This is a genomic window from Dorea amylophila (genome assembly GCF_025567265.1).
GTDB lineage: Bacteria > Bacillota > Clostridia > Lachnospirales > Lachnospiraceae > Dorea_A > Dorea_A amylophila.
Map to the genome: position 1 here is coordinate 132,113 of NZ_JAOQJW010000003.1, position 20,160 is coordinate 152,272.

Consider the following 20,160-nt stretch of genomic DNA (forward strand, 5'->3'; position numbering starts at 1 on the left):
TATCTCATCGGGCAACATCCCGATGTTTCTTTTTTTCCTGCTGTTTCTGCAACTGCTCCACCTGTCTGATTGCCTCATTTACCAGTGGATGTTCGTTGTAATATGGCACAAGTTCCAAGTCTCCCCTGTCTTTTGATGACAACGGTAATGGATATTCCATGTCTGAATAAATTGATTCTGGATCATGAATAGAAAACTCAATAGCCGGACACATATTGGCAGATGTTCTACAATATTTCTGGTACTTTTTATATGCCTCTTCCAGCGTTCTGCATTTTGTATATTCTCCTAAATCATGGAACTCACCGCACTCTGCAGCATAAAAAGTTATCGTTACTTCTTCTTTTTTCTTCATTATGATTCTCCCGGTTTTGTTGTCATTAGTTTATAAAGGTCTGTATTCTTTGGGAACGTATTCTCAAATGGTACGATATTCCCAGAGCAACGGATTAGGCCACTGCCAACCGATACATTTGTAATATAGGACAGTTGGTTTTCGGAAATATTCAAAAGAGCTGCCAATTCTTCCCTGTCTGTACTTGCCTGATTCAAAAGAATCAAAAACTCACTGTTTGCCAACATCAGTCTTGCAGTGTCCGATTTCAGAAGTTCCTCAACATTTTGGGTTAAACCTGTCACGAATCCATTGTATTTTCTGATTCTCTTGTACAGTCGGTAGAAGAAATTTGCACTGTATTCATAGCGGAATAACAGATAGAACTCATCGGCAAATATCCATGTCGTTTTTCCTTCTTTCCAGTTCTGAATTACCCTGTTGAAAATACTGTCTAAGGTAACCAGCATTCCCAGTGGCATAAGCTGTTCCCCCAGTTCCCGGATATCATAATCCATGATCCTGTTCTTCTTATTCACATTGGTCGGCTGTGCAAAGGTGTTCAGGCTTCCATTGATAAAAAGTTCGGATGACAGTGCAAGTCCCCTTGCCTCTTCTTCCGGCTGTAACATCAACTGTCGGTACATATCTTTCAATGTCGGAACTTCTCCGGTATAACCACTTCGGATATAATCCCGGTACACATCTGCAGCACAGCGGTCCAGGATTGACTTTTCTTTTGCTGACAGGTTTCCTGCTCCAACCAACTGTTCAAATACAGACAGAATAAACTCCGATTTTTCAATCAGTGGATTCTTTTCATTGCCGTAGGCTGCGTCCATATCCATTGCATTCAGGTGATTGTCTGATGTCGCAGATACTTTTACAACCTGTCCACCCAGAGCCTCTACTAATTTTGTGAATTCGGACTCCGGATCAAGAATCAGGATATCGTCATCGGTACTCAATGCCAGATGCACAATCTCTTCTTTTGCCGAAAAGCTCTTTCCTGATCCACTGACGCCCAACCGGAAACTGTTTCCATTCATCAGTTTCTTCCGGTCGGCTACCAGAAGGTTCTTGCTGACTGCATTCTGCCCATAATAGATACCGCCCGGCTGCAGGATTTCCTGTGTATGGAACGGGATTAAAACAGCCGTTGATTCCGTTGTCAATGTACGCAGGGCATTGATCTTTCGCAGTCCGTAAGGAAGCACTGTATTGAGTCCGTCCACTTGCTGCCACTTTAATGTTGCCATCTGGCACAGATGCTTTCTTGCTATCGACAATAATAATTCCGTATCGGAATCCAACTGTTTTTTACTGTCTGCCAGATGTACCATTGTCAAAATTCCGAACATCATACGCTGGTCTCTGGTTGTCAGATCATCGAGCATTTCCTTGGTTTCTTTTCTCTGAAGTTCCATATCGTATGGTACGATTGCCGAGAAGTTATTATTAGCGTTCTGCCTTCTCTGCCAGTTGGTCACGTTGGTTTCCACACCAAGCAGTCGGTTCTGGATTTCCCTTACCGCTTCATCCGTAGGGACTGGCAGGATATCAATCGACAATATCAGATTCCGGCTGAAGTCACACAGTTCTGAAATCATGTCATCTTTAACATAACTTGCATAATCCTGCATATACAGGACTCTTCCGTACCTGTCACCGATTTTAAAATGGTCACGTTCAAATTCCATAGAATCCGGACACATCCAGTCCTTGAAACTTGTTCCCTTCTTGGCAAATTGTTTCAGATCAAACGGAAATGCCTGTGGGACATCTCCCTTGAAGAAGTCCCTGAAAATCTGGAGCCGGCTCTCTGCGTCCAGTCCTTCTGCTGTGGACGATAACTTTGCCAGATGTGTTACGATGTCTGTTCCGATACGTGCAAAATAGGTTCTTGCATCGTCAATCGATCTTTTATGTACACTGACAGTCAGATACCGTTCCTGATAGATGCTGTTGTTTGTTCCTGTAATCTTAGACAGGAGCATTTCGTTGTATTCTTCCCGATAGTGGTCCAGTCCATCTTCCTTCATTGGAAGCAGGATTGATTTTTCAAATTCTTCTTTATTGATTCTCCGGTTATTGATGGTAATTTTGGCAGAAATGCCGGAATCCAGTGAATTTAAGAGTTCGGAATAATCCAGAAACATTTCTGTCTTATTGTCCTTACTCGCAATATAATAGTTGATATCTGTAAAACGATATGTTTTTGAGAATTTCGTTCCCTGTTGAAAAATTCCATCCGGCCAGATTCGCTGGATGGGAATTGCCTGTTGGACTGATTTCGGAACTTTGAAGCGTTCCTTATCCATCCGAAGTGCCTGACTTAAGGTTTTAATCAAAGGCATCACTCCTTCCCTTGCGTTTCTTTCTCTGTTTTGCTTCTGCTCTTTGCTCCCGCTCTTTTATGATTTCCGCTCCATCCTTTTGATTCTTTTCTCCCAGCGAGATGGTCTCCTGCATGCAGGAGTAGTGGATATCTTCCGACTGAAACACCAGTTTCTTCGGATACAGCAATTCGGATTTGATCACTGCCCATAAAAACTGTTCGGCTGTCATACCATGATATTTGAAAAAGCCACAGGCAGCAAATGGAGTAGCACCAAGCACACACAGCCATCCGGTTATTTCCTGTCCGGTAATTTCACGCATTCCAAAGTAAATTCCGATTGCTGTAAGAATCGCAAGAACAGAACACACACATTGTCTCAGGTCCAGTCCCATAAACATGGATTCCTGATAGTCCCGGATTTCTTTATTCATCTTGACTTCCATAACTTATCGCTCCTTTCCTCTGCTTTGTTTCTTCGTTTTCTGTGGTTTTTCTTTCGGTACTTCTATCCCGGCAAATCTACAGTGTTCTGCAACGCCTTCCGGATCAAATTCCGCAAGTCTTGCTAGATCAAACGCTACCTTCTGATAGGTTGCATATCCTGATCTTCCTGTTTCATTCAACACTTTTCCTAGTTTATGTTCCTTGATAAAATGAAGCATATCCTTGGTAAAATCTCCTGTTATAAAAGCCTCATTTGGCTCTAAGAACTGATAGGGCAGATTAATGGTTACATCTCCAAAATCTTCCCATTCTCTCCCTTCCTTATGGCAGAGTCCTACATATAAATTTCCATTGTTCCGATAAGAGCTCACTCGTATTGCTACTGTCTCACGTCCAAATTCCCAGTTATATCTTAATGTTTTCTTTATATCCATATTTTTAACCTCCAAGTCCCATCATTTCTCTGACAATACGGTCAGATGCCTTAATTGCTCCAACCAGCACCAGTAAATTAAATACCAGTTCTCCGACATAGTTCCACACGATTGTAACTGCACTCAACTCCGTATCTCCGACAGCCGGAGGGCTTGCTGCATAAGCAGAAAAGATAATACATGCCAGTGCAATAATTGCCCCTTCCAGACATACGCCTACATAAGAACGGATAAAGTTCTTTCCAATGGACTGCGTGGGTTCTCCTGCAAATGAGGAAATCGGAATCGGGGCGATTGCCGTATACATATAGATTTTGAACATTCTGCCATACACTGTCAGGATCATTACAAATGACAATACAGTGATCAGCAGACTGCCAAGCAGTGTAACAATCCACAACGGAATGGATTCCAGCATTCCCACGCTCTCAATCTTATCTACAATCTCCGTTGGCAGTTCTGTCACGCTTCCTGCCATACTGGAGCCGCTCATTACGGTTGTCACGATTCCCTGCACAATGGAAAACAATGCCTGCATAAGTTCCATTCCATACGTGATTGCTCCCTGAGCAAGTGCAAACCGGATAAATGCTTTCAATACATGTTCCGGCTTTTTCAGATCTGTAAAACTGCCACACGTTTTAATGATTCCGGCTGCAAAAAACAACACCAGTAATCCATAGGCAATGGCTGTCAGTGCATCATTGATATTGGTCATAATCCGCCAGATGCCGCCGCCTTTAAAAGTTGCCGGATTTTCAGTAAGCAGAGTCCACAGTTCTGCCATCTTTTCACTCCATGTAGACAACGCAGAGTTTAGATTCTGTACAATCCAGTTATCGCTCAAAAACTTTCACCTCCCTGAACATACTTTTGAATGCAGGAGTACCTTCCGGCACTCCTGCTGTTTCCTGATATACTTTTCCAAAGAGGCTTACGCCATAATCAGATCCAGGATTTCTTTAGCAAACGTAATGATGACCCCTCCGGCCAGTGTCAGGAATCCATTGGCTCTCTGGCTTGGATCATGGCTTTTTAAAGACAGGCCAACCTGTACAACACCAAATCCAAGCAAAATCAAACCGATTGCACGAATCAGGGAAAAAATAAAAGTAGACAGGTTATTGATAACGGACAACGGATCACCGGCTGCGAATGCGGTCGTTGCTCCAACCGTTACGGTCAGTACCAGCGCCATATAAAGGCTCATCCACTTTTTCTGTTTTCTCTCCATCGGCATCGGGGTTGTCATTTTTTCAGTTGTATTCTTTTTTGTTCTATTCTTTTCTCCTGTGAGAAATTTCTTCAATACACATCACTCCAATCCATCAAAAAACTGCTATTCACCAAGGATGTCCTCGGTAGACAGCAGTTCGTAGTCGTCTAATCTGTTAATGTCAATCTTTAGGTCGTCGTGAGCCAGTGGTGTTTTCGCATAATCATAAGGCGATGCACCACCGTCCTCTGTGTATCTGAAATTCACATGCTTTTTTAAATCATATTTATCGTCCATAATCGGACGCTCCCCACGAATAAACAAAATCGCTTTGCGGTTATCTAAAAGCCGTATTTCATCCGGTGTTAAAAGTTCCCTTCCAGTCTGCTGATAATTCACCGAATAGCTGCCGCTACGCCCTTTTGTCTGTCCGTAGGTATTGGTATCCAATGTCTCTTTTCCCAATAATTCCGAGACATACTTATGTCCTTCTTTTTCATTTCCACCCAGATATAAAAATTCATCGCAGTTGCCGATCAGACTCTCATACGAGTCTTTAAATAAGGCTTTCATCTGTGCGATGTTCTGGATGATGATACTGCAGGAAATCCCTCTGGAACGCATGGTTGCCAGAATCTTGTCAAAATCATCCGGCAAGGCTACGTTTGGCCATTCATCCATAATGCAGTGTACCGGAATCGGAAGCCTTCCTCCGTACTTTCGGTCTGCCACATAATACAGTGTCTGAAACAGATTACTGTAAATCATGCCGACCAGATAATTCATGCTGGTGTCGGCATCCGGAATACAGCAAAACAGTGCTACTTTTTTCTCCCCGATACTGTATAAGTCCAGTTCGTCTGTACAGGTCAGATTGGCGATCTGTTTCAGGTTAAAAGCTGCCAGACGGACACCAACCGAGATCAAAATAGACTTTGCAGTCTTTCCGGCTGCCTGCTTATAAATGGCATACTGCTTGACCGCAATACTCTCCGGGTCCCGCATTTCCAGTCTTTCAAACAAAATGTCCAATGGGGACTGGTAATCCTCATCATCTTCTTTGACCTGTGCGCTTCCAAGCATTTCCATGATCATCGGGAAGTTCTGTTCTTCCGGTGGAGCTTCATGCAATAAATACAGCATAAGTGCCTGTAAAAGTGCAGTCTCAGACTTCTCCCAAAACGGGTCTGAGCTCTGCGCTCCTTTCGGTGTTGTGTTGCGGATCAGGTTATTGATCAGCTTCAGTACATCCTTATCATCCCGGACATACGCAAACGGATTATAACACCAGGAAGTCTCCGGATTGATCAAATCAAAAACCCGGACTTCATATCCATTCCGTTCCAGAACACCTCCGGTTTTACGCAAAAGTTCTGCCTTGGGATCAGTAATTACCATCGAACAGTTGCACTGCATGATGTTTGGGATTGCATACGTCCGGCTCTTTCCTGCTCCTGAACCTCCGACTACCAGCACATTTAGATTTCGTTTGTGCTTATAACCGTCCAGTCCCATACGAAAATGCTGTGTTAAAAGCAAATTTTGCGTATACTGTTTTTCGCAGTAATGTCTGCAGATTTCGGACACGTTGCCCCATTTTGCGGAACCATGTTCCACACCTCTTCTATAATTTCTTTTTTGGGATTCATAAATACCAATGCCTAAGAAATAGGCTGCTGTGAATATCAGAATACATTTGAACGTATACGGTGTATACGTGATAAAAAACGGCTGTTCGAGTTTTTCGCTCAGCGTTTCTAAGATTTGAATAAAATTCTTATCCGGTGCAATGGCACAAGCGGTAATCGCTGCCGCCCACCAGACAAATGGCAGAAAGACAAGATACAGAACCAAGTCCTGCTTTTTTATACTTATCTCTGCAAGTCAGATTCTCTTTTCTTTCGTGGCTTTTCTTCTGGATGTCCCTGTCCTTCTTTCTTATGAAAGGAATCCACTCCCGGTATCAGTGAGAGACTTCTGCCGTTGTCCCAACTGATGCCGAGCTGACCTGCATCATCCACATACTGCACAGTTCCTTCCAGTCCCTGCGGCATACCCGCTTCTCCGTCCATCGAATCCAGACAGATTCTTGTTCCTGCCGGATACTGTTCTCTAAGTCGTGCCACTTTTTCTCTTGAATAAATGACCAATCAACCACTCCTTTCTCTACCAGAACATGTGTCTGGTGGTATTCGGTTTTGCAACCTGAAGGATGACTTTATCTATTCCATCACTGTATCTTCCGGCTGCAAGATATTTACTTCTGAGTCTGTTCAGTGCCTTACGGATCTGCCTTTGCTCCCCGGCTGTAATCTGCAGCCGTTTCTGGGCGAGGTCGTATTCACTTACTTTTTTCAGAAGGGCTTTCGTTTCTTCCAAACATTCGTCCTGCTCATTCTGTGCCTGCAGCTCATCATTCAGTGCCACCACGAACATATTTTTCATAATATTATCCATCTTCAAATAGTATTTTGTCATCTGGCTGACCTCCTTTTTTGTTACACCAACCATATCACAAGACCTCCGTAATAGCTACTCCAACCGTCCAACTTTTATCGTTCCGGCTGGTTCTTTGCTTTTTTCTCTTTTCCAGATGCTTTTTCATCCTTGGTTTCCGGTGTTTTTACAGGGTCTCCGATTGCGAACTCATCGGTTACATACTCCTGTTCCTTTGCACCAAAATTGCGTTCGATATGGTTTCGGATACTGTAGGAAGCCTGACGGACATCATTTAAAAAGTCTCTCAGTTCCTGCGGATCTTTCTTTCCGCATTCATTCCTCTGTGCAATATACTCCAGATTGAATCCGGTGACATCCACACCATAACGTTTTGCAATCACATAGGCAGCACAATAAGCCTGTGCGCTGACTTTCTGTCGGCTGTAGGTTCCGGTATGCTGATCCATCGCTGCACACGCCAGTTCTCTGTTCAGTGCATGGAATGTCGTTACTTCACTCATTCCGTTGCGGATATAAATGGTACGGTATCTCGGATTGTACTGAGCCTGCACTTTGTCTGGCAGATCATCCTCAATCTGCACACGTACCGACTGGTCTTTTAAGACAGTTCCTATCAGTTCTGTCAGACTTCGCTGAGGGCGTTCTTCCAATGGCTTCCCTGTCATCTGGCTAATGTCAAATCCTTTTCCGATCGTATACCCTCTCCGCATTTCTCCATCTTTTTCATATTCAGTGGAAATCATATAAGTAATGCCATGCTCCCCTGCTTTTACTGAACGGTGTTCTTCTCTCCATCGTTCATAAGACCTTACCACCTTAAAATCCGGATGCTGTCCATAGATCAAAAGCAGATTCGGTGTTCTCTGGGTATTACACTCTGCCATAAAATCCAGAAAGCCTTTCAGTTTTTCTCCATCCTGAAAAACTCCCTGTGCCTGTGAATCTACTTCAGCCCATACCTCTTCTCTTTCCTGTTGTTTCTTGGCTGCATATTCTTCCTTGGTCAACTTCTGTTCTGGAACCTGCTGTTCTTCCGTTCCACCTGAAATCATATCTGTTAAATCCATATACATTACCTGCCTTTCGTTTTCATATTCTTACGTTTCTTCCGGCTCTCTCTGGCATTTTTCCGTCTGTCCGGACGTTTACGTTTCTCTTCCTGTTCCTTGCGGATATCTCCGAGTTCCTTCCGCACAGATGGTTTTTCATTCTTTTCTTCCCAGCTAGTTTTCCGACCGGAAGAAGTATTTCTGTTGCGCGAGAAAGGTTCGGATGGATTCTTTTCTTCCCCCTCCTGCGCCTGTGTAAAATTTCCTTCCGGAAAAGCCTCATCCCCGATCTGGAACATTTCTTCCGCATCGTCCAGTTCAAATTCTATCTTGCCTTCCGGCAGGACAACAGTCTCTGTCCGTACATTCTCCCCGGTTTCTTTTTCCATCTGGTTTTCTGCCTTTTCCGGTGCATTCTCTTTTTCCACTGCTTCCGTAACCATAGAGCCTGATTCTGCTTTTACAAAATCCAAATTCATCCGGTCTAATACCCGGTTCATCTTCGCTGCATCATCTGCAAATACCATGACTTCTGTCTGGTCCGGATTCACCTTATCTTTGATAACTACATATAAGATACCTCTCGCCTTGGCTTCTTTTGCAAATTCTTTTAAACGGTCACCCGGAACGGTAAAAAATTTCATCGGGCGCTGTTCCTTTAACATTCTGGTAAGCCTTGTTTTCCCTCTTGTCTTTTTCTGATCCTTTAATGCGGCCGCAATAAAGATTGCCACGTGCTTTGCCACATTTCCGGTAATCTTCAAAGAGTATTCCATTCCTTCCAGACTGTACCGCACCACCTGATCAGCCGGTTCTGCTCCATAATTCATACTTATCTCACCTCCTGACTCTTCTGCATTCTTTCTTTATCTTCCACACGTTTTTCATTCTGGCTCTGTTCTTCTGCTTTCTGAAGTTTCGCTTCGATTTCCAAGGAATGTTTCTCAATCTGAACGGTCATACGAACTTCCTTACGGAGTCGCTTCAATTCCTCATTGATTTCGGACAATCGTTCTTCCCCAGTCTCCCTGCCCCCATTCCGATACAATCTTCTGCGTTCTTTCATAAGTTCCGCAATCTGCTTTTGCAATGGCTCTCGGTATGCGGCAAGCTGCTCTCTGGTTATGATGTCATGTTTCATTAGAAATTCAATCTGTTCAATCCTGCGGTCCAGTTTCCGGATATCCTCTCTGACAGCGTATGGACTCCTTTTCGGTCTTTTTGGCAGTACCCCCATTTGATATAAATAGGAATAATACAGTGCCTGAATCCCGGTCAGTTTCTTTTTGGGATGAATCTGTACTGCCTTTTGATAGACTCGTTTCACCTTGGGCTGTAGTATCTGCCCACGTATTTCCTCTTCGGAATAGTTTTTTCCAAGAGAACGCAGACGGATATACCGTTCCATTCCCGGAGCTTTTAAAGAGATGTATTTCCGGTTCAGTTTCCATGTATATCCCCGCTTTTCCATCTCTTTTAGGAATTGTGACCAGGAGTAGCTTTCCTGTACCGATTCCCTGATATCCAAACGGATCGCCGTTCTCCATGTCGGCTTTCCTTCCTGTTCTGCTTTCCACTGTACATAAGGGATTGATTTTTTCTGATTGGATTCAATGATAGACAGACCATATTTTCTGCACAGGTCATCGGAAATCTTGCGGATCTCCGTATAATAACTCTTGGCATTACTATGGTACTTATGTCCATCCACCATGCTTACAGAATTCCAGACAATATGATTATGATAGTGTCTGGTATTAAGATGTGTCGTTATGACTACTTCAAATTGTCCTTTTAAGAGCCGGTCTGCCAGTTCCTGCCCGATGAGATGTGCCAGTTCCGGTGTCACTTCACCTTCTGCAAAACTCTGTACCAGATGATATCCTTCTACACCGCCCATCTTATGGAATCTCCTTTTCGTTGCCACCATATCTTCATACGCATTTTCATTGGTACATCCGATGGTATCTTCAAAAACCGCCTGTTCTGTCTTGGTCCGATTCATTGCATAATCGATGGCAGCCTCCAGAGAGTCTGCTTTCTGTGTGGTCTTTTCTTTGTCTTTCACATATTCGATAGAACGGTCCAGGCGGTGGACGGGGATAACACTTGTATAAGCCATCCGGCATTACCACTCTTCCTTTACCAGATGCCATGTTTCTTTGGTAAGACGCAGCATTTCCTGAATGCTCTGCTCACTTGCCATTCCAGAAGCATTGGCAACATGGGCGAGCTGATTGGCATTGTTGCATAAGCCTGCAATTTTTCGGAGCAATTCTGGGTGATGCTCACAGGGTTTCGCATGTACCTGTGCTCCTAAAATCAACGAACGCATAAACTCTTCCCGGCTCAGACCGCTTCTTTCGACCTGCTCATTCAGTTCCCTGACTTCCCTTGCGTTAAGCCGTACCGGGATCACATGGTTTCGTTTTCGCATTGCATCACCGTCCCTTCTTTTTTCTCTTCCTCTTTCATCATACCGCCAAGATCCTCATCGGATTTTTTCGCTGCAACCATGCAACAGGTCACTACCACTCCTATAAATCCTCCGCTCATCAATGCGATTACGATTATTACTCCGTTTCTTAACATGACTTGATCCTTCCTTTCCATTTCCGTCTGTGTCTGGGGGATTGGGGTTCTCCCCAAAGTGCGTTTGGATATCCAAACGCTATGCTTGCAATACGAGTACCGCCAGTTTCTGTAGCACTGGATTGACTCGATTCTGATTTATTTTGATTCTTTTATCTGTACCAGTCCATCGAGTGTCGTACAAATGATATGGAGTCTGTCTGCCATACTGATTTCGGTATTCATTGTTCCTGTCACTTCTTTTCCACATACGACTACCATCCGGCATCTCCGCAAAAGGATATGTGACATTCTTCCATATCCCTGCATATCTTCTGCATCGGACTCTTCCAAGAATGGTGAGAATACAAATCTCGGACAGATTGGTACATACCCAAGTTCATAGATTTTTCTGCAATATTTCTGCACTTTTACCCGGCTTTCTTCTGCTGAACAGCACACATAAGCCAGCGCCTGTTCCATACGCTCCATCTCCTTCCTGCATCCAGTTGGATGCCACTCATTTTCTCTATAAAAAACAAGATGTCCAATTGGACATCCCGGCTACTTTTCATCCTCTTTCTGCTCTGCTTCTAATGCAATTTTCACTCTGTCACTTCCCAGTTTGTAGTAGGCATCTGTTACCTCAATTCCCACTGCACGATAACCTGTCATAACCGCTGCAAGGACAGTTGTTCCTGCTCCGACAAACGGGTCCAGGATCAGCCCTCTCGGTTCACAAATCTGGATAACATCTTTCATAAGCTGCAACGGTTTCTCTGTCACATGAATCCGGTTCTGCGGATTGCCATATCGGAAGACGCCCGGCAGACAAGATACCGGACGGTTGATCGGCATCGGTCCGTTACTGCCCCACACAATATATTCAGCCTGCTGGCGGAAACGGCCTTTCTGTGGACGGGAGTTTCCCTTATCCCACACCGCTGTTCCTCGCCAGATCCATCCTGCCCACTGCAATGCATCGGTAATCGATGGATACTGACGCCAGTCAATGAACAGACAGATCGGAGCACCTTTCTTGCAGGCTTTCCGCACATCATAGAGCCATTCAGCCATCCAGTGCGTCCAAGATCTCTGGTCTTTGTTATCCCCATCGAAATCCGGAAGTGCATTGGCAGCACTCATACTGCTGTATTTCTGATTTGTAGTACGATTTCTTTCATTCTGTTTTGTTCCACCGGATGCATACGGCGGATCGGTAATAACTGCATCAAAGATTCCCGGCTGGAATGCTTTGACCAGTTTTAATGTATCTCCATGTAATATTTTCCAGTTTTCCCCTTCAGTATATTCCTCCGGGTATGTTCCCTCTTTCATAAGTTCTTCCAAACTCAGGCCATTTGTCATAGGCATCATCCTTTCTTTTCTCAGCGTTCCGGCTGATTTTTCTTCTTTGTCTTTTTATTTTCTTTGGGCGGCGGACTCAACTCAGTTTCTACATATTCGCTGATAATCAAAAGTGCTTTGTAATAGTCCCCACTTTCCAATACCCTTTTACGCATTTCTTTTGCTTCTGCTGTCTGTTTATTCTTTTTCAAAAGAGTTGAGGCATCGCCCATAATGGAAAAAATATTCCCATCATGTCCAAGGAGCTGTAACTTGGGACGTTGTTTCTCAGGCTTTGTCGGAATCTGCTCTGTTTTCTTTTCATACATTTTCGGCTGTTCCATATTAGGATGCCAAAAATGCACATTCATCGTTCCACCATCTACCTTGATATCCCTCTGTTCAAATCCTTCACCCCACCCGTCACTGTACTGCCCTGTAATGTATTCGGTGAATTCCTGTAGTTCTTCCTGACTTAAAAATTCATTTAATTCCAGTTTGGTACAGCCGTACAGGATTCCGTCTTTGTTTTCTATCGTAACAACTGCACTTTGTATCTTTTCCTGAATGGACTCACTTCCGTCAAAATACTGCATGAGATCATCTTCCCCATAGCGTTCCAGTTCTTCTCGGATGACTTCTTCATAATCGGCAAGTTCTGTTCCATCTAATGGCATTCCATATTCATCACTCTCCGACCACTCTTCTTCCCATTCGGATTCTTCTGAATAAAGATTTCCAGTCAGCTCCGTCAACAGATGTACGTGCATCGTTCCTTTTTCTTCCATTCTCTATCACCTTCTTTCTAATGGTCTGTCCCTGCATTTATTTGTCTGCTTTTTTTCTTTCGCAAGGTCTGCATAATCTGCCCCTTCTTTTTCCGGCAGATTGCAAATAATCTGATACGTTCCCTCGTAATGTTTTTTCATCTGTTCTTTCGCCCATCTCCCGGCAAAGTCATTATCGGTGCAGATTTCAATTTCTTTGATTTCCGGATGGTTCTTCAGAAACTCTTCCAGTGCATCCGGCAGCTTTTTAAAACGTTCACTCTGTATCTGTGTGTTTTCTTTCGGAGCAGCGATTCCTCCAAGGGAAAGACGATATTTATCCCTCTTTCCTTCTTCCAGTGTCATGTGGGCCAGTGCATCAATACACGCTTCATATACGACAACTCGTTTTGTTTCTCTTTCAGGTGGAATACAAAAGCTGTACTTTTTTTCACTCCCGGTCTGCTCCATCTTGAATCCTTTCCCGTTTTTTTCATAGATTCCTCGCAGGAATGCATATCTTGCTTTTCCGGATTCATCTTTTCCAACAAAAACAGCGTTATGGTACGGGACACTTTCATAAAGGATTTCATGCGAAATGCAATACGTGATCACTTCATCGCTGATTCCTCTGTGGTTTAAATAAGCCCTGATTCGTCTGCAATTACAATATCTCTCCGGCAGCTTAAAGGGTGGTTTTTCCTTTTTCGCAGACTGTGTCGGAATAAAAGACGGACTCTCTTCGCACAACAGTTTTACGGCATCTGTAAATTTCATTCCATCTACTTCAATCAGGAACCGCAGTGCGGACACGCCACCGATATCTCTGGATTTCCAATGCCATTTGCTGGACAGTTCATTGATTTTAAAACTGTCATGGTCCGTCAACTGCCATTCATTTCTGGTTCTTGTCTTTTGCAACCGCTGTGCCTGATGCGTCCGCAAATACTCATACGCAGTCATATTTTTTGCTGCCTGAATCTCTTCTTCCGTTACCCAGGGCATTACAGAATTGCATCCTGAAGATCCAGTACCTTATCCGTCCGCTCCCAAGGAAACTCCTTTCTTCCAAAATGACCAAAAACTGCCGTCTGCCGGAAAATCGGACGGTTCAGTCGAAGGGATTCCATGATCTGAACAGGTGTCACTCCAAACACCAGTGGGATTGCTGCCGCCAGACAATCATCCGCACACACTTTCCCTGTATCAAAGGTATCCACCTCAATCATAACCGGCTCTGCTACTCCGATTGCATAAGCCAGAGACACCTGACACTTGCTTGCAAACTCAGCAGCTACTATATTTTTTGCGATATACCTTGCCATATAAGCTGCCGAACGGTCTACTTTCGAACAGTCCTTTCCTGAAAATGCACCGCCGCCATGCGGAACCATACTTCCATAAGTATCCACCATCAGCTTTCTTCCGGTCAGTCCGGTATCTGCATCAAACCCTCCACACACAAATTTTCCTGACGGATTGATCAGAATCTTCGTATCCTCATCCGGCGGCAGTAATCTGAGTGCTGAGCGAAGCACTTTCTCTCTGATTTCGGCATCTAACTTCTTCAGGCTCTTTTCTGCACCATGCTGGCAGGAAACAACAACACTTTCCAGTCTCACTGGCTTTCCATCTTCATATTCTACGGTTACCTGTGCTTTTCCATCCGAAAAGATATCTTTGATATATCCGCTTCTTCTGCAAGCCGAAAGTTCACGTGTGATCCGGTGTGCCAGAACAGTCGGCATTGGCATAAGCTGCGGAGTATCATCACACGCATATCCGACCATAACACCCTGATCTCCAGCTCCCCTGCTTCTATCTCTTAATTTTGCGCCGATATTATCCCGAAATTCTTTCGACACACTCACTGCTTTCGCAATATCTGGACTCTGCTGGTGTACAAACGTATCCATTTCTATCCCATCTGTACAATATCCACACTCTTCTAAAACTTTTCGGATCACATCAAACACTGGTGGTTCATATCCGCTGGTGATTTCTCCTGCTACAAACACATTTCCTCTTGTAGCAAGGACTTCACACGCCACTCTCGAAGATGGATCGTAACGCAGACATTCATCTAAGATTGCATCTGCTATCTGATCGCATACTTTGTCTGGGTGTCCTTCTGTTACTGATTCTGCTGTATAAAAACGTCTCATCATTCTTCTCCTTATATACAGACAGGGCAGAAGCTGCTTTATGCACATCTCCTGCCCTGTCAGATTGGTTTATCCTGTAATTCTTATTTTATTTTTCTTCTGTTTCTTTTTTGTTGTCTGTCATTTTTGACTTCTTTCTGCGGTATACAGTCACTCCTGTAGCTGTTCCAGCAGATGCCAGTGCAAGCAGAACAAACGCCCATATTTTCTGGTTATCACCTGTTTTTGGTGCATTTGTTTTTTCTGTTGTTTTCTCCGGTGTTCTGGCATCTTTCATTTCTACTTTCTGGACTTCCATTGTATCTTTCAATGTAAATGTGACATCTTCCGCAATCTCGTAACCATCCGGTGCTGTGATCTCACGCAGAGTAAGTTCTTCATTGACTGGGAGTTTTTCAACGGAATGTGGTTTTCCATCTGTAATCCACTCTTCCAGAACAGTTCCGTCTTTGCGGATAATCTGAAGCTTTGCCCCTTCCAGTTCTTTTCCGGTTGTAAGGTCTGTTTTTGAAATTTCCACTTTGGAATATTCATCTTTCATCTCAACCTTTGTCACACTGCCATCTTCTTTGACTTCAAACATCACATCGCTGGCAGACACATAGCCATCTTCATAAGGAGCCAGTTCCTCATGTAAGGTATAACTTCCTTCCGGCAGTCCGTAAATGACATGTTCTTCCTTACTGCTTACCCATTCTTCCACAACATTTCCGTCTTTATCAATGACCTGCAGTTTGGCTCCTTCCAGCTCATTTCCGGTAGTTGCATCTGTTTTTGTAATGCGTGTTTCTGTCGGCTGATTCTCAACTTCTTTGTTCAGTTCAATCTTTGCAAGATTCTGATTTTCGTAAGTTGCATCTACATTCCATACTTCCTCATTTGGAAGATATCCAGCTTTTCTGACTTCCTCTTTGACATAGTATTTTCCATGTGGAAGATCACTGTCGAAAGTAAGTGTTCCCTTTGCATCCGTTGCTTTCTTTTCCAGCAAGGTATCTTTCTCTACGAGAACCTCTCCCTGATTAGAAAGAATATCTTCTGCAGCATACAGTCCAAAAATAACACCTTCCAGCTTTTCGCCTGTGACAGAATCTTTCTTTTCTACTGATACGAAAACTTTCTGTCTTTCATTTTTATAGGTAACGCCTTCATAAACAACTGCCTGTGTATCATCCTCTGCTGTCAGGGTAAATTCTTTCTGTTCTGTATTTAGGACAAAATTCTCTCCTGCTACAACTTCTTTCAGATAATACGTTCCCAGTGGCAGATTGTTGATAACTGCTGTTCCATTTTCATCTGTAGTCAGTTTGGCTACCAGGTCATCTTTCTCATATCGGACAACTGGATTTCCTGCTTCGTCCTTTGCTCCGTCCGGTGAATAGATGGTATCTTTGGCATATATTTCGAATTCAGCGCCTTCTACTCCGGTTTCTTCATATTTAAAGCCTTTATAAATACCTGTTTCTTCTTTTCCAGATACGGCATTTCTTACTTTTGAAACCAGTGCTTTTACTTTTGCCAGAACAGAATCTCCGGTTACTTCGGTAAGCTGTTCTCCCTTTTTCGTCAGGAGCAGGCTTCCTACCTGTTCATCGTTTTTCTGTTCTACCTCTACAATCGCAGCTCCTGTATCTGGATCAATCTGATGTGCAGTGTTTGAGGATACTGTAATTACAATACCACTCTGTGGATTTTCTTTATATGTTCCTTTTGTAGTCTGTTCTAATGGTGAAATAATCGTTGTTCCATCATACAGGGACTCCTCGCTTCCCTGTCTTACAAATCCTTCCGGTGCTTTCACTTCTTCGATTCGGTAGGTAGAGCACTTCAGTTCCTGCGGTGTGATCAGATATCCTTCCTCGTTTGTTTCGAATACACTGATCTTTTCTTTCTTCGGATACTGAACAACCTGTTCCACATATTTCTTATTTGTCACATCGTAAATCTTATAAGAAGCACCAGCCTTTAAAACAGTATTTCCAGTCTGTGCATCCTTCTTTACAATTTTCAGCAAAAATTCAAACGGGCGGTCATCAAATACTCTCCACTGCATTGGCTCTCTGCTGTCATTTTCCACATTTACAACAAATGGATCAATGGTTTTCAAATTCTCAGGGGTAGTACTTTCCACTACAACATAACTTCCATACGGCAGTTCCGGGCTGACTGCATATCCTTTTGTATCAGTGATCAGTTCTGGTACTGGTACGGCTGTTCCATTCTCGTAAGTAACTGCAACCTGCTCTTTGCTGAAGTCATAATTTTTGAAATCGCTTGCTGTATAGCTTTCTCCATTGGCTGGCTTCAGTTTTCCATTTTTTACCTGTGTCAGGTCGCTGATCAGATATACCTTAAATCCTGCTCCTGCAACCAGGTCTGTTTCTGTCTGCTCTCCATCTTCACTGATTTTGATTAACTGGAATGCCTGTTTCTTTACCTGCTCTTTTACCGTAAGGTCTCTTGTCACTTCGGCAACATCCTGACCTTCATAAGTTACTGATACCTCGTATTTGGTAGTATCCAGTGTATATCCTTCCGGTGGAGTGATCTCTTTTACATACATTTCTCCAAGGTATAATTCTGAAAATTCCAGTGTTCCGTCATCTCCGATGACTCCCTGTGCAATCAGGCTGTCCTGTTTATACAGAACCCCTGTTGTGCCATCCGGATGCACGATGTCCTCTTTTGCATACAGACCATACACAGCACCACGAAGAACACTGTCCCCCTGCGCTTTAAATGCAAGTGTTTCTTTATCGATCTTTGCGATTTTCACCTTTCCGGTGACTCTCTCATCTGTTGCTGTTACAGTCATTGTCTTTCCGGCAGTAACAGCCACTTTATATACTTCTGTATTCAGTTTGTATCCTGTCGGAGCAGTGATCTCTTTCACGTACACTGTTTTCAGTGCAGAATCAAAATAATCGCTGACTGCTTTTCCGTCTGTTCCGGTTGCTGACATTGTCATCAGCAGATTTTCACACTTCTTATCAGTATAAATACCATAAACTGCTCCTGACAGTGGATTCTGTGTATTGACATCTTTCTTCATAAGTTCAATGCGTGTCATATTCAGCCACTGTACACTGAAGCTTACCGGCGCTGCTGTTTCGCTTTCAAATACACCGATATCCTGCTTGGAATCTCCGGTTGTCAACACCAGTGTTCTCCATGTCTTTCCGACAGAACCATATAAGTTGCCGGAAGCATAACTGCCTGTCAGTAATAAATCTGCGGACAGATAGAATGTATCTCCACCATAAATCTGGATTTTTCCATTTGTAACACTTGTTCCTTTGGAAAGATTATGTGCTGTCACATTTTCTGGTACACTCAGTGTCACATAGTTTCTGTGATCTCCAGACAGTGTGATATTTGGTGTTTTCTGGATGTTTCCATCCCGTACTGCATTCAGCTTTGTGCTTGAAAGGCTCAGTTCACCTTTTGGCGGTTCTTCCTGTCCAAACAGATAATTGATATATGCGATAACCCCTGCATTTACAAGGTCATTATAATTACACCCTGTAAATCCGGCTTCTCCTGCATAAGCATAGCTGGCTGCAATGTGTGTATACACATACTTTTCATCTTCCGTTTTTCCAGACAGATAACTTCCTGTCAGATCTCCTGCCCCGCCATAACCATAATAAAGGACTTTCTGCAGATTTTTATTGCTGTCCAGTACCTGTGCTACATAACTTCCACTCGGTGGGGATGCTTTCTGGGACTGAAGGCAGTATGCAATTTTTCCATTGACTGTAAACAGGCAAGTAAGATAATTTCCAATATAACTTGGATAATAAATAGTTCTCCCCTTTGTCAATGTAACTGTGGAACCGCTGCTTGTAGCTCTTTCAGCCGCAGACAATACCATCACATTTCCCTCTTCGATGTCCTCTTTCAGTTCTTTGATTGCCTGTGCAGATGCATCTTCTTCGGATGTTTCAATTTCTACATCTGTGTAGTTCTGCACAGGCGAATCCGAATCATCTTCAGATTCTGTATCTGACTTCTGTTTCTCTCCACCATTTTCTTCGGAATGTGCCTGTCCTTCGGTATCCGTCAGAGTCACTTTACGGGTGATGGTATAGCTGTCACTCTTATCTTTTGGAACGACCATATAAGTGGCAATATATGTTCCTGCTTTGTCTGAATGATACTCTCCACCATTCTCATCTTTGATACTTACAAGCGTAACATCTTCTTTTTCTGCATCATAATGGATTCCTTCCATACTGGTTTCCACTGCAAATGTATCATCTGAAACTGCTTTTGTGATATCATCTGCTGTAACTGATGTATCTTTCTGGCTTGTTACCGCCTGTTCAGATGCCTGTACTTCCGTCTGCTGTTCCGAGCCTGTCTGTTCGGCCGCAAACGCATTCGCACTGCTCAAGGTACTGATGCCCATCAGGACAGCCAGTCCAAAAGCAGCAATTCTGGTCTTTAATTTTCTAACCTTCATGTGCTTTTCCTTCCTATTATAAATAGATTTTTTCAGTAAAATACCGCAGAAGATGTTTCCTCTGCGGTACGTTTTATCTTGCATATCGATTTTTTTCTTTTTTTACTTCCTGTCTGGTACGTTTTACCGCTTCCATGACAGACTCCGTTGGAATCTGGTTATCCTTACATCCTTCCAGAATTCCATCCAGATAAAATTTCGATGGCTTTGCCGGAACATCTTTGTGCGGAGCGTTCATCATATATACAAACACTTCTTTCTCCACACCATCCTGATTTTTTACCCGAATCGATTCTTTCCCATAAAAACTTGGGAATCCTTCATAAAAATCCAGACTCTTCTCACACGCTTCTGTGATTTTCCATAAGACTCCTTCGACATAGCTTCCTTTTTCCGGCAGAACCGTTGCTACCCCATTGCCCGGAGCCCTTCCCCGAAATGCCAGCCGATAATTTTCAAGCCGGACGTTTTCCACAACTTCCGCAGCCGGACACCTGTACTTCATCTGCTCCAGATTCATGTTGCTGCCATAAGCGAAGTAATATCTATCTTTCATTTTTTCTCACC

21 protein-coding genes are annotated in these 20,160 nt (G+C 43.5%); all 21 read right to left on the minus strand.

The genetic code is table 11. The features are described from left to right. Positions 1–4 precede the first annotated feature (4 nt). Positions 5–355, minus strand: a complete 351-nt coding sequence (locus tag OCV72_RS02515) for a hypothetical protein (protein WP_006426970.1) — start codon at positions 353–355, stop codon at positions 5–7. Next, positions 355–2,685, minus strand: a complete 2,331-nt coding sequence (locus OCV72_RS02520) for a VirB4-like conjugal transfer ATPase, CD1110 family (RefSeq protein WP_199596345.1) — start codon at positions 2,683–2,685, stop codon at positions 355–357. The genes OCV72_RS02515 and OCV72_RS02520 overlap by 1 nt, the downstream gene beginning before the upstream one ends. Then, positions 2,678–3,118, minus strand: a complete 441-nt coding sequence (locus OCV72_RS02525) for a PrgI family protein (protein WP_007884640.1) — start codon at positions 3,116–3,118, stop codon at positions 2,678–2,680. The genes OCV72_RS02520 and OCV72_RS02525 overlap by 8 nt, the downstream gene beginning before the upstream one ends. A gap of 3 nt (positions 3,119–3,121) precedes the next feature. Beyond that, entirely contained in the window at positions 3,122–3,553 is a 432-nt protein-coding gene (locus tag OCV72_RS02530) for a DUF4313 domain-containing protein (protein ID WP_007884639.1), read from the minus strand. 4 nt (positions 3,554–3,557) lie between these two features. Then, positions 3,558–4,400 carry a VirB6/TrbL-like conjugal transfer protein, CD1112 family gene (locus OCV72_RS02535; RefSeq protein ID WP_172677195.1) on the minus strand — a complete coding sequence of 281 codons (843 nt, stop codon included), beginning with the start codon at positions 4,398–4,400 and terminating at the stop codon, positions 3,558–3,560. 87 nt (positions 4,401–4,487) lie between these two features. Continuing rightward, positions 4,488–4,805 carry a hypothetical protein gene (locus tag OCV72_RS02540; protein ID WP_055281757.1) on the minus strand — a complete coding sequence of 106 codons (318 nt, stop codon included), beginning with the start codon at positions 4,803–4,805 and terminating at the stop codon, positions 4,488–4,490. A gap of 87 nt (positions 4,806–4,892) precedes the next feature. Then, positions 4,893–6,638 carry a VirD4-like conjugal transfer protein, CD1115 family gene (locus OCV72_RS02545; protein ID WP_416386151.1) on the minus strand — a complete coding sequence of 582 codons (1,746 nt, stop codon included), beginning with the start codon at positions 6,636–6,638 and terminating at the stop codon, positions 4,893–4,895. 2 nt (positions 6,639–6,640) lie between these two features. Next, entirely contained in the window at positions 6,641–6,919 is a 279-nt protein-coding gene (locus OCV72_RS02550) for a DUF4314 domain-containing protein (RefSeq protein WP_118463611.1), read from the minus strand. A gap of 16 nt (positions 6,920–6,935) precedes the next feature. Further along, positions 6,936–7,247 carry a hypothetical protein gene (locus OCV72_RS02555; protein WP_023923439.1) on the minus strand — a complete coding sequence of 104 codons (312 nt, stop codon included), beginning with the start codon at positions 7,245–7,247 and terminating at the stop codon, positions 6,936–6,938. A 74-nt stretch (positions 7,248–7,321) separates the two neighbouring features. After that, positions 7,322–8,296, minus strand: a complete 975-nt coding sequence (locus OCV72_RS02560) for an ArdC family protein (protein WP_055281761.1) — start codon at positions 8,294–8,296, stop codon at positions 7,322–7,324. 5 nt (positions 8,297–8,301) lie between these two features. Beyond that, positions 8,302–9,108, minus strand: coding sequence for a PcfB family protein (locus tag OCV72_RS02565; protein ID WP_055281698.1), 807 nt, complete (start codon positions 9,106–9,108; stop codon positions 8,302–8,304). Positions 9,109–9,110: 2 nt separating this feature from the next. Next, positions 9,111–10,400, minus strand: a complete 1,290-nt coding sequence (locus tag OCV72_RS02570; RefSeq protein WP_055281700.1) for a relaxase/mobilization nuclease domain-containing protein — start codon at positions 10,398–10,400, stop codon at positions 9,111–9,113. Between the two features lie 6 nt (positions 10,401–10,406). After that, positions 10,407–10,715, minus strand: a complete 309-nt coding sequence (locus tag OCV72_RS02575; protein WP_015513332.1) for a plasmid mobilization protein — start codon at positions 10,713–10,715, stop codon at positions 10,407–10,409. Then, positions 10,694–10,870: a DUF3789 domain-containing protein gene (locus OCV72_RS02580; RefSeq protein ID WP_155515194.1), complete on the minus strand. Its 177-nt coding sequence runs from the start codon at positions 10,868–10,870 to the stop codon at positions 10,694–10,696. Before OCV72_RS02580 ends, OCV72_RS02575 begins: the two co-directional genes overlap by 22 nt. 138 nt (positions 10,871–11,008) lie before the next feature. Then, positions 11,009–11,332 carry a DUF7768 domain-containing protein gene (locus OCV72_RS02585; RefSeq protein WP_015513330.1) on the minus strand — a complete coding sequence of 108 codons (324 nt, stop codon included), beginning with the start codon at positions 11,330–11,332 and terminating at the stop codon, positions 11,009–11,011. 81 nt (positions 11,333–11,413) lie between these two features. After that, positions 11,414–12,217: a DNA-methyltransferase gene (locus OCV72_RS02590; RefSeq protein ID WP_226793175.1), complete on the minus strand. Its 804-nt coding sequence runs from the start codon at positions 12,215–12,217 to the stop codon at positions 11,414–11,416. Positions 12,218–12,237: 20 nt separating this feature from the next. Continuing rightward, on the minus strand, positions 12,238–12,984 hold the full coding sequence (locus OCV72_RS02595) for a hypothetical protein (RefSeq protein ID WP_007884619.1): 747 nt from the start codon (positions 12,982–12,984) through the stop codon (positions 12,238–12,240). Between the two features lie 6 nt (positions 12,985–12,990). Then, a complete protein-coding gene (locus tag OCV72_RS02600) occupies positions 12,991–13,968 on the minus strand; it encodes a DUF3991 and TOPRIM domain-containing protein (protein WP_006426986.1) in 978 nt (325 codons plus the stop codon). Further along, a complete protein-coding gene (gene metK, locus OCV72_RS02605) occupies positions 13,968–15,128 on the minus strand; it encodes a methionine adenosyltransferase (RefSeq protein WP_167528845.1) in 1,161 nt (386 codons plus the stop codon). The genes OCV72_RS02600 and metK overlap by 1 nt, the downstream gene beginning before the upstream one ends. 88 nt (positions 15,129–15,216) lie before the next feature. Continuing rightward, positions 15,217–19,593, minus strand: a complete 4,377-nt coding sequence (locus tag OCV72_RS02610; protein WP_055247154.1) for a SpaA isopeptide-forming pilin-related protein — start codon at positions 19,591–19,593, stop codon at positions 15,217–15,219. 73 nt (positions 19,594–19,666) lie between these two features. Further along, entirely contained in the window at positions 19,667–20,149 is a 483-nt protein-coding gene (locus OCV72_RS02615) for a gamma-glutamylcyclotransferase family protein (protein WP_006426989.1), read from the minus strand. Positions 20,150–20,160 lie beyond the last annotated feature (11 nt).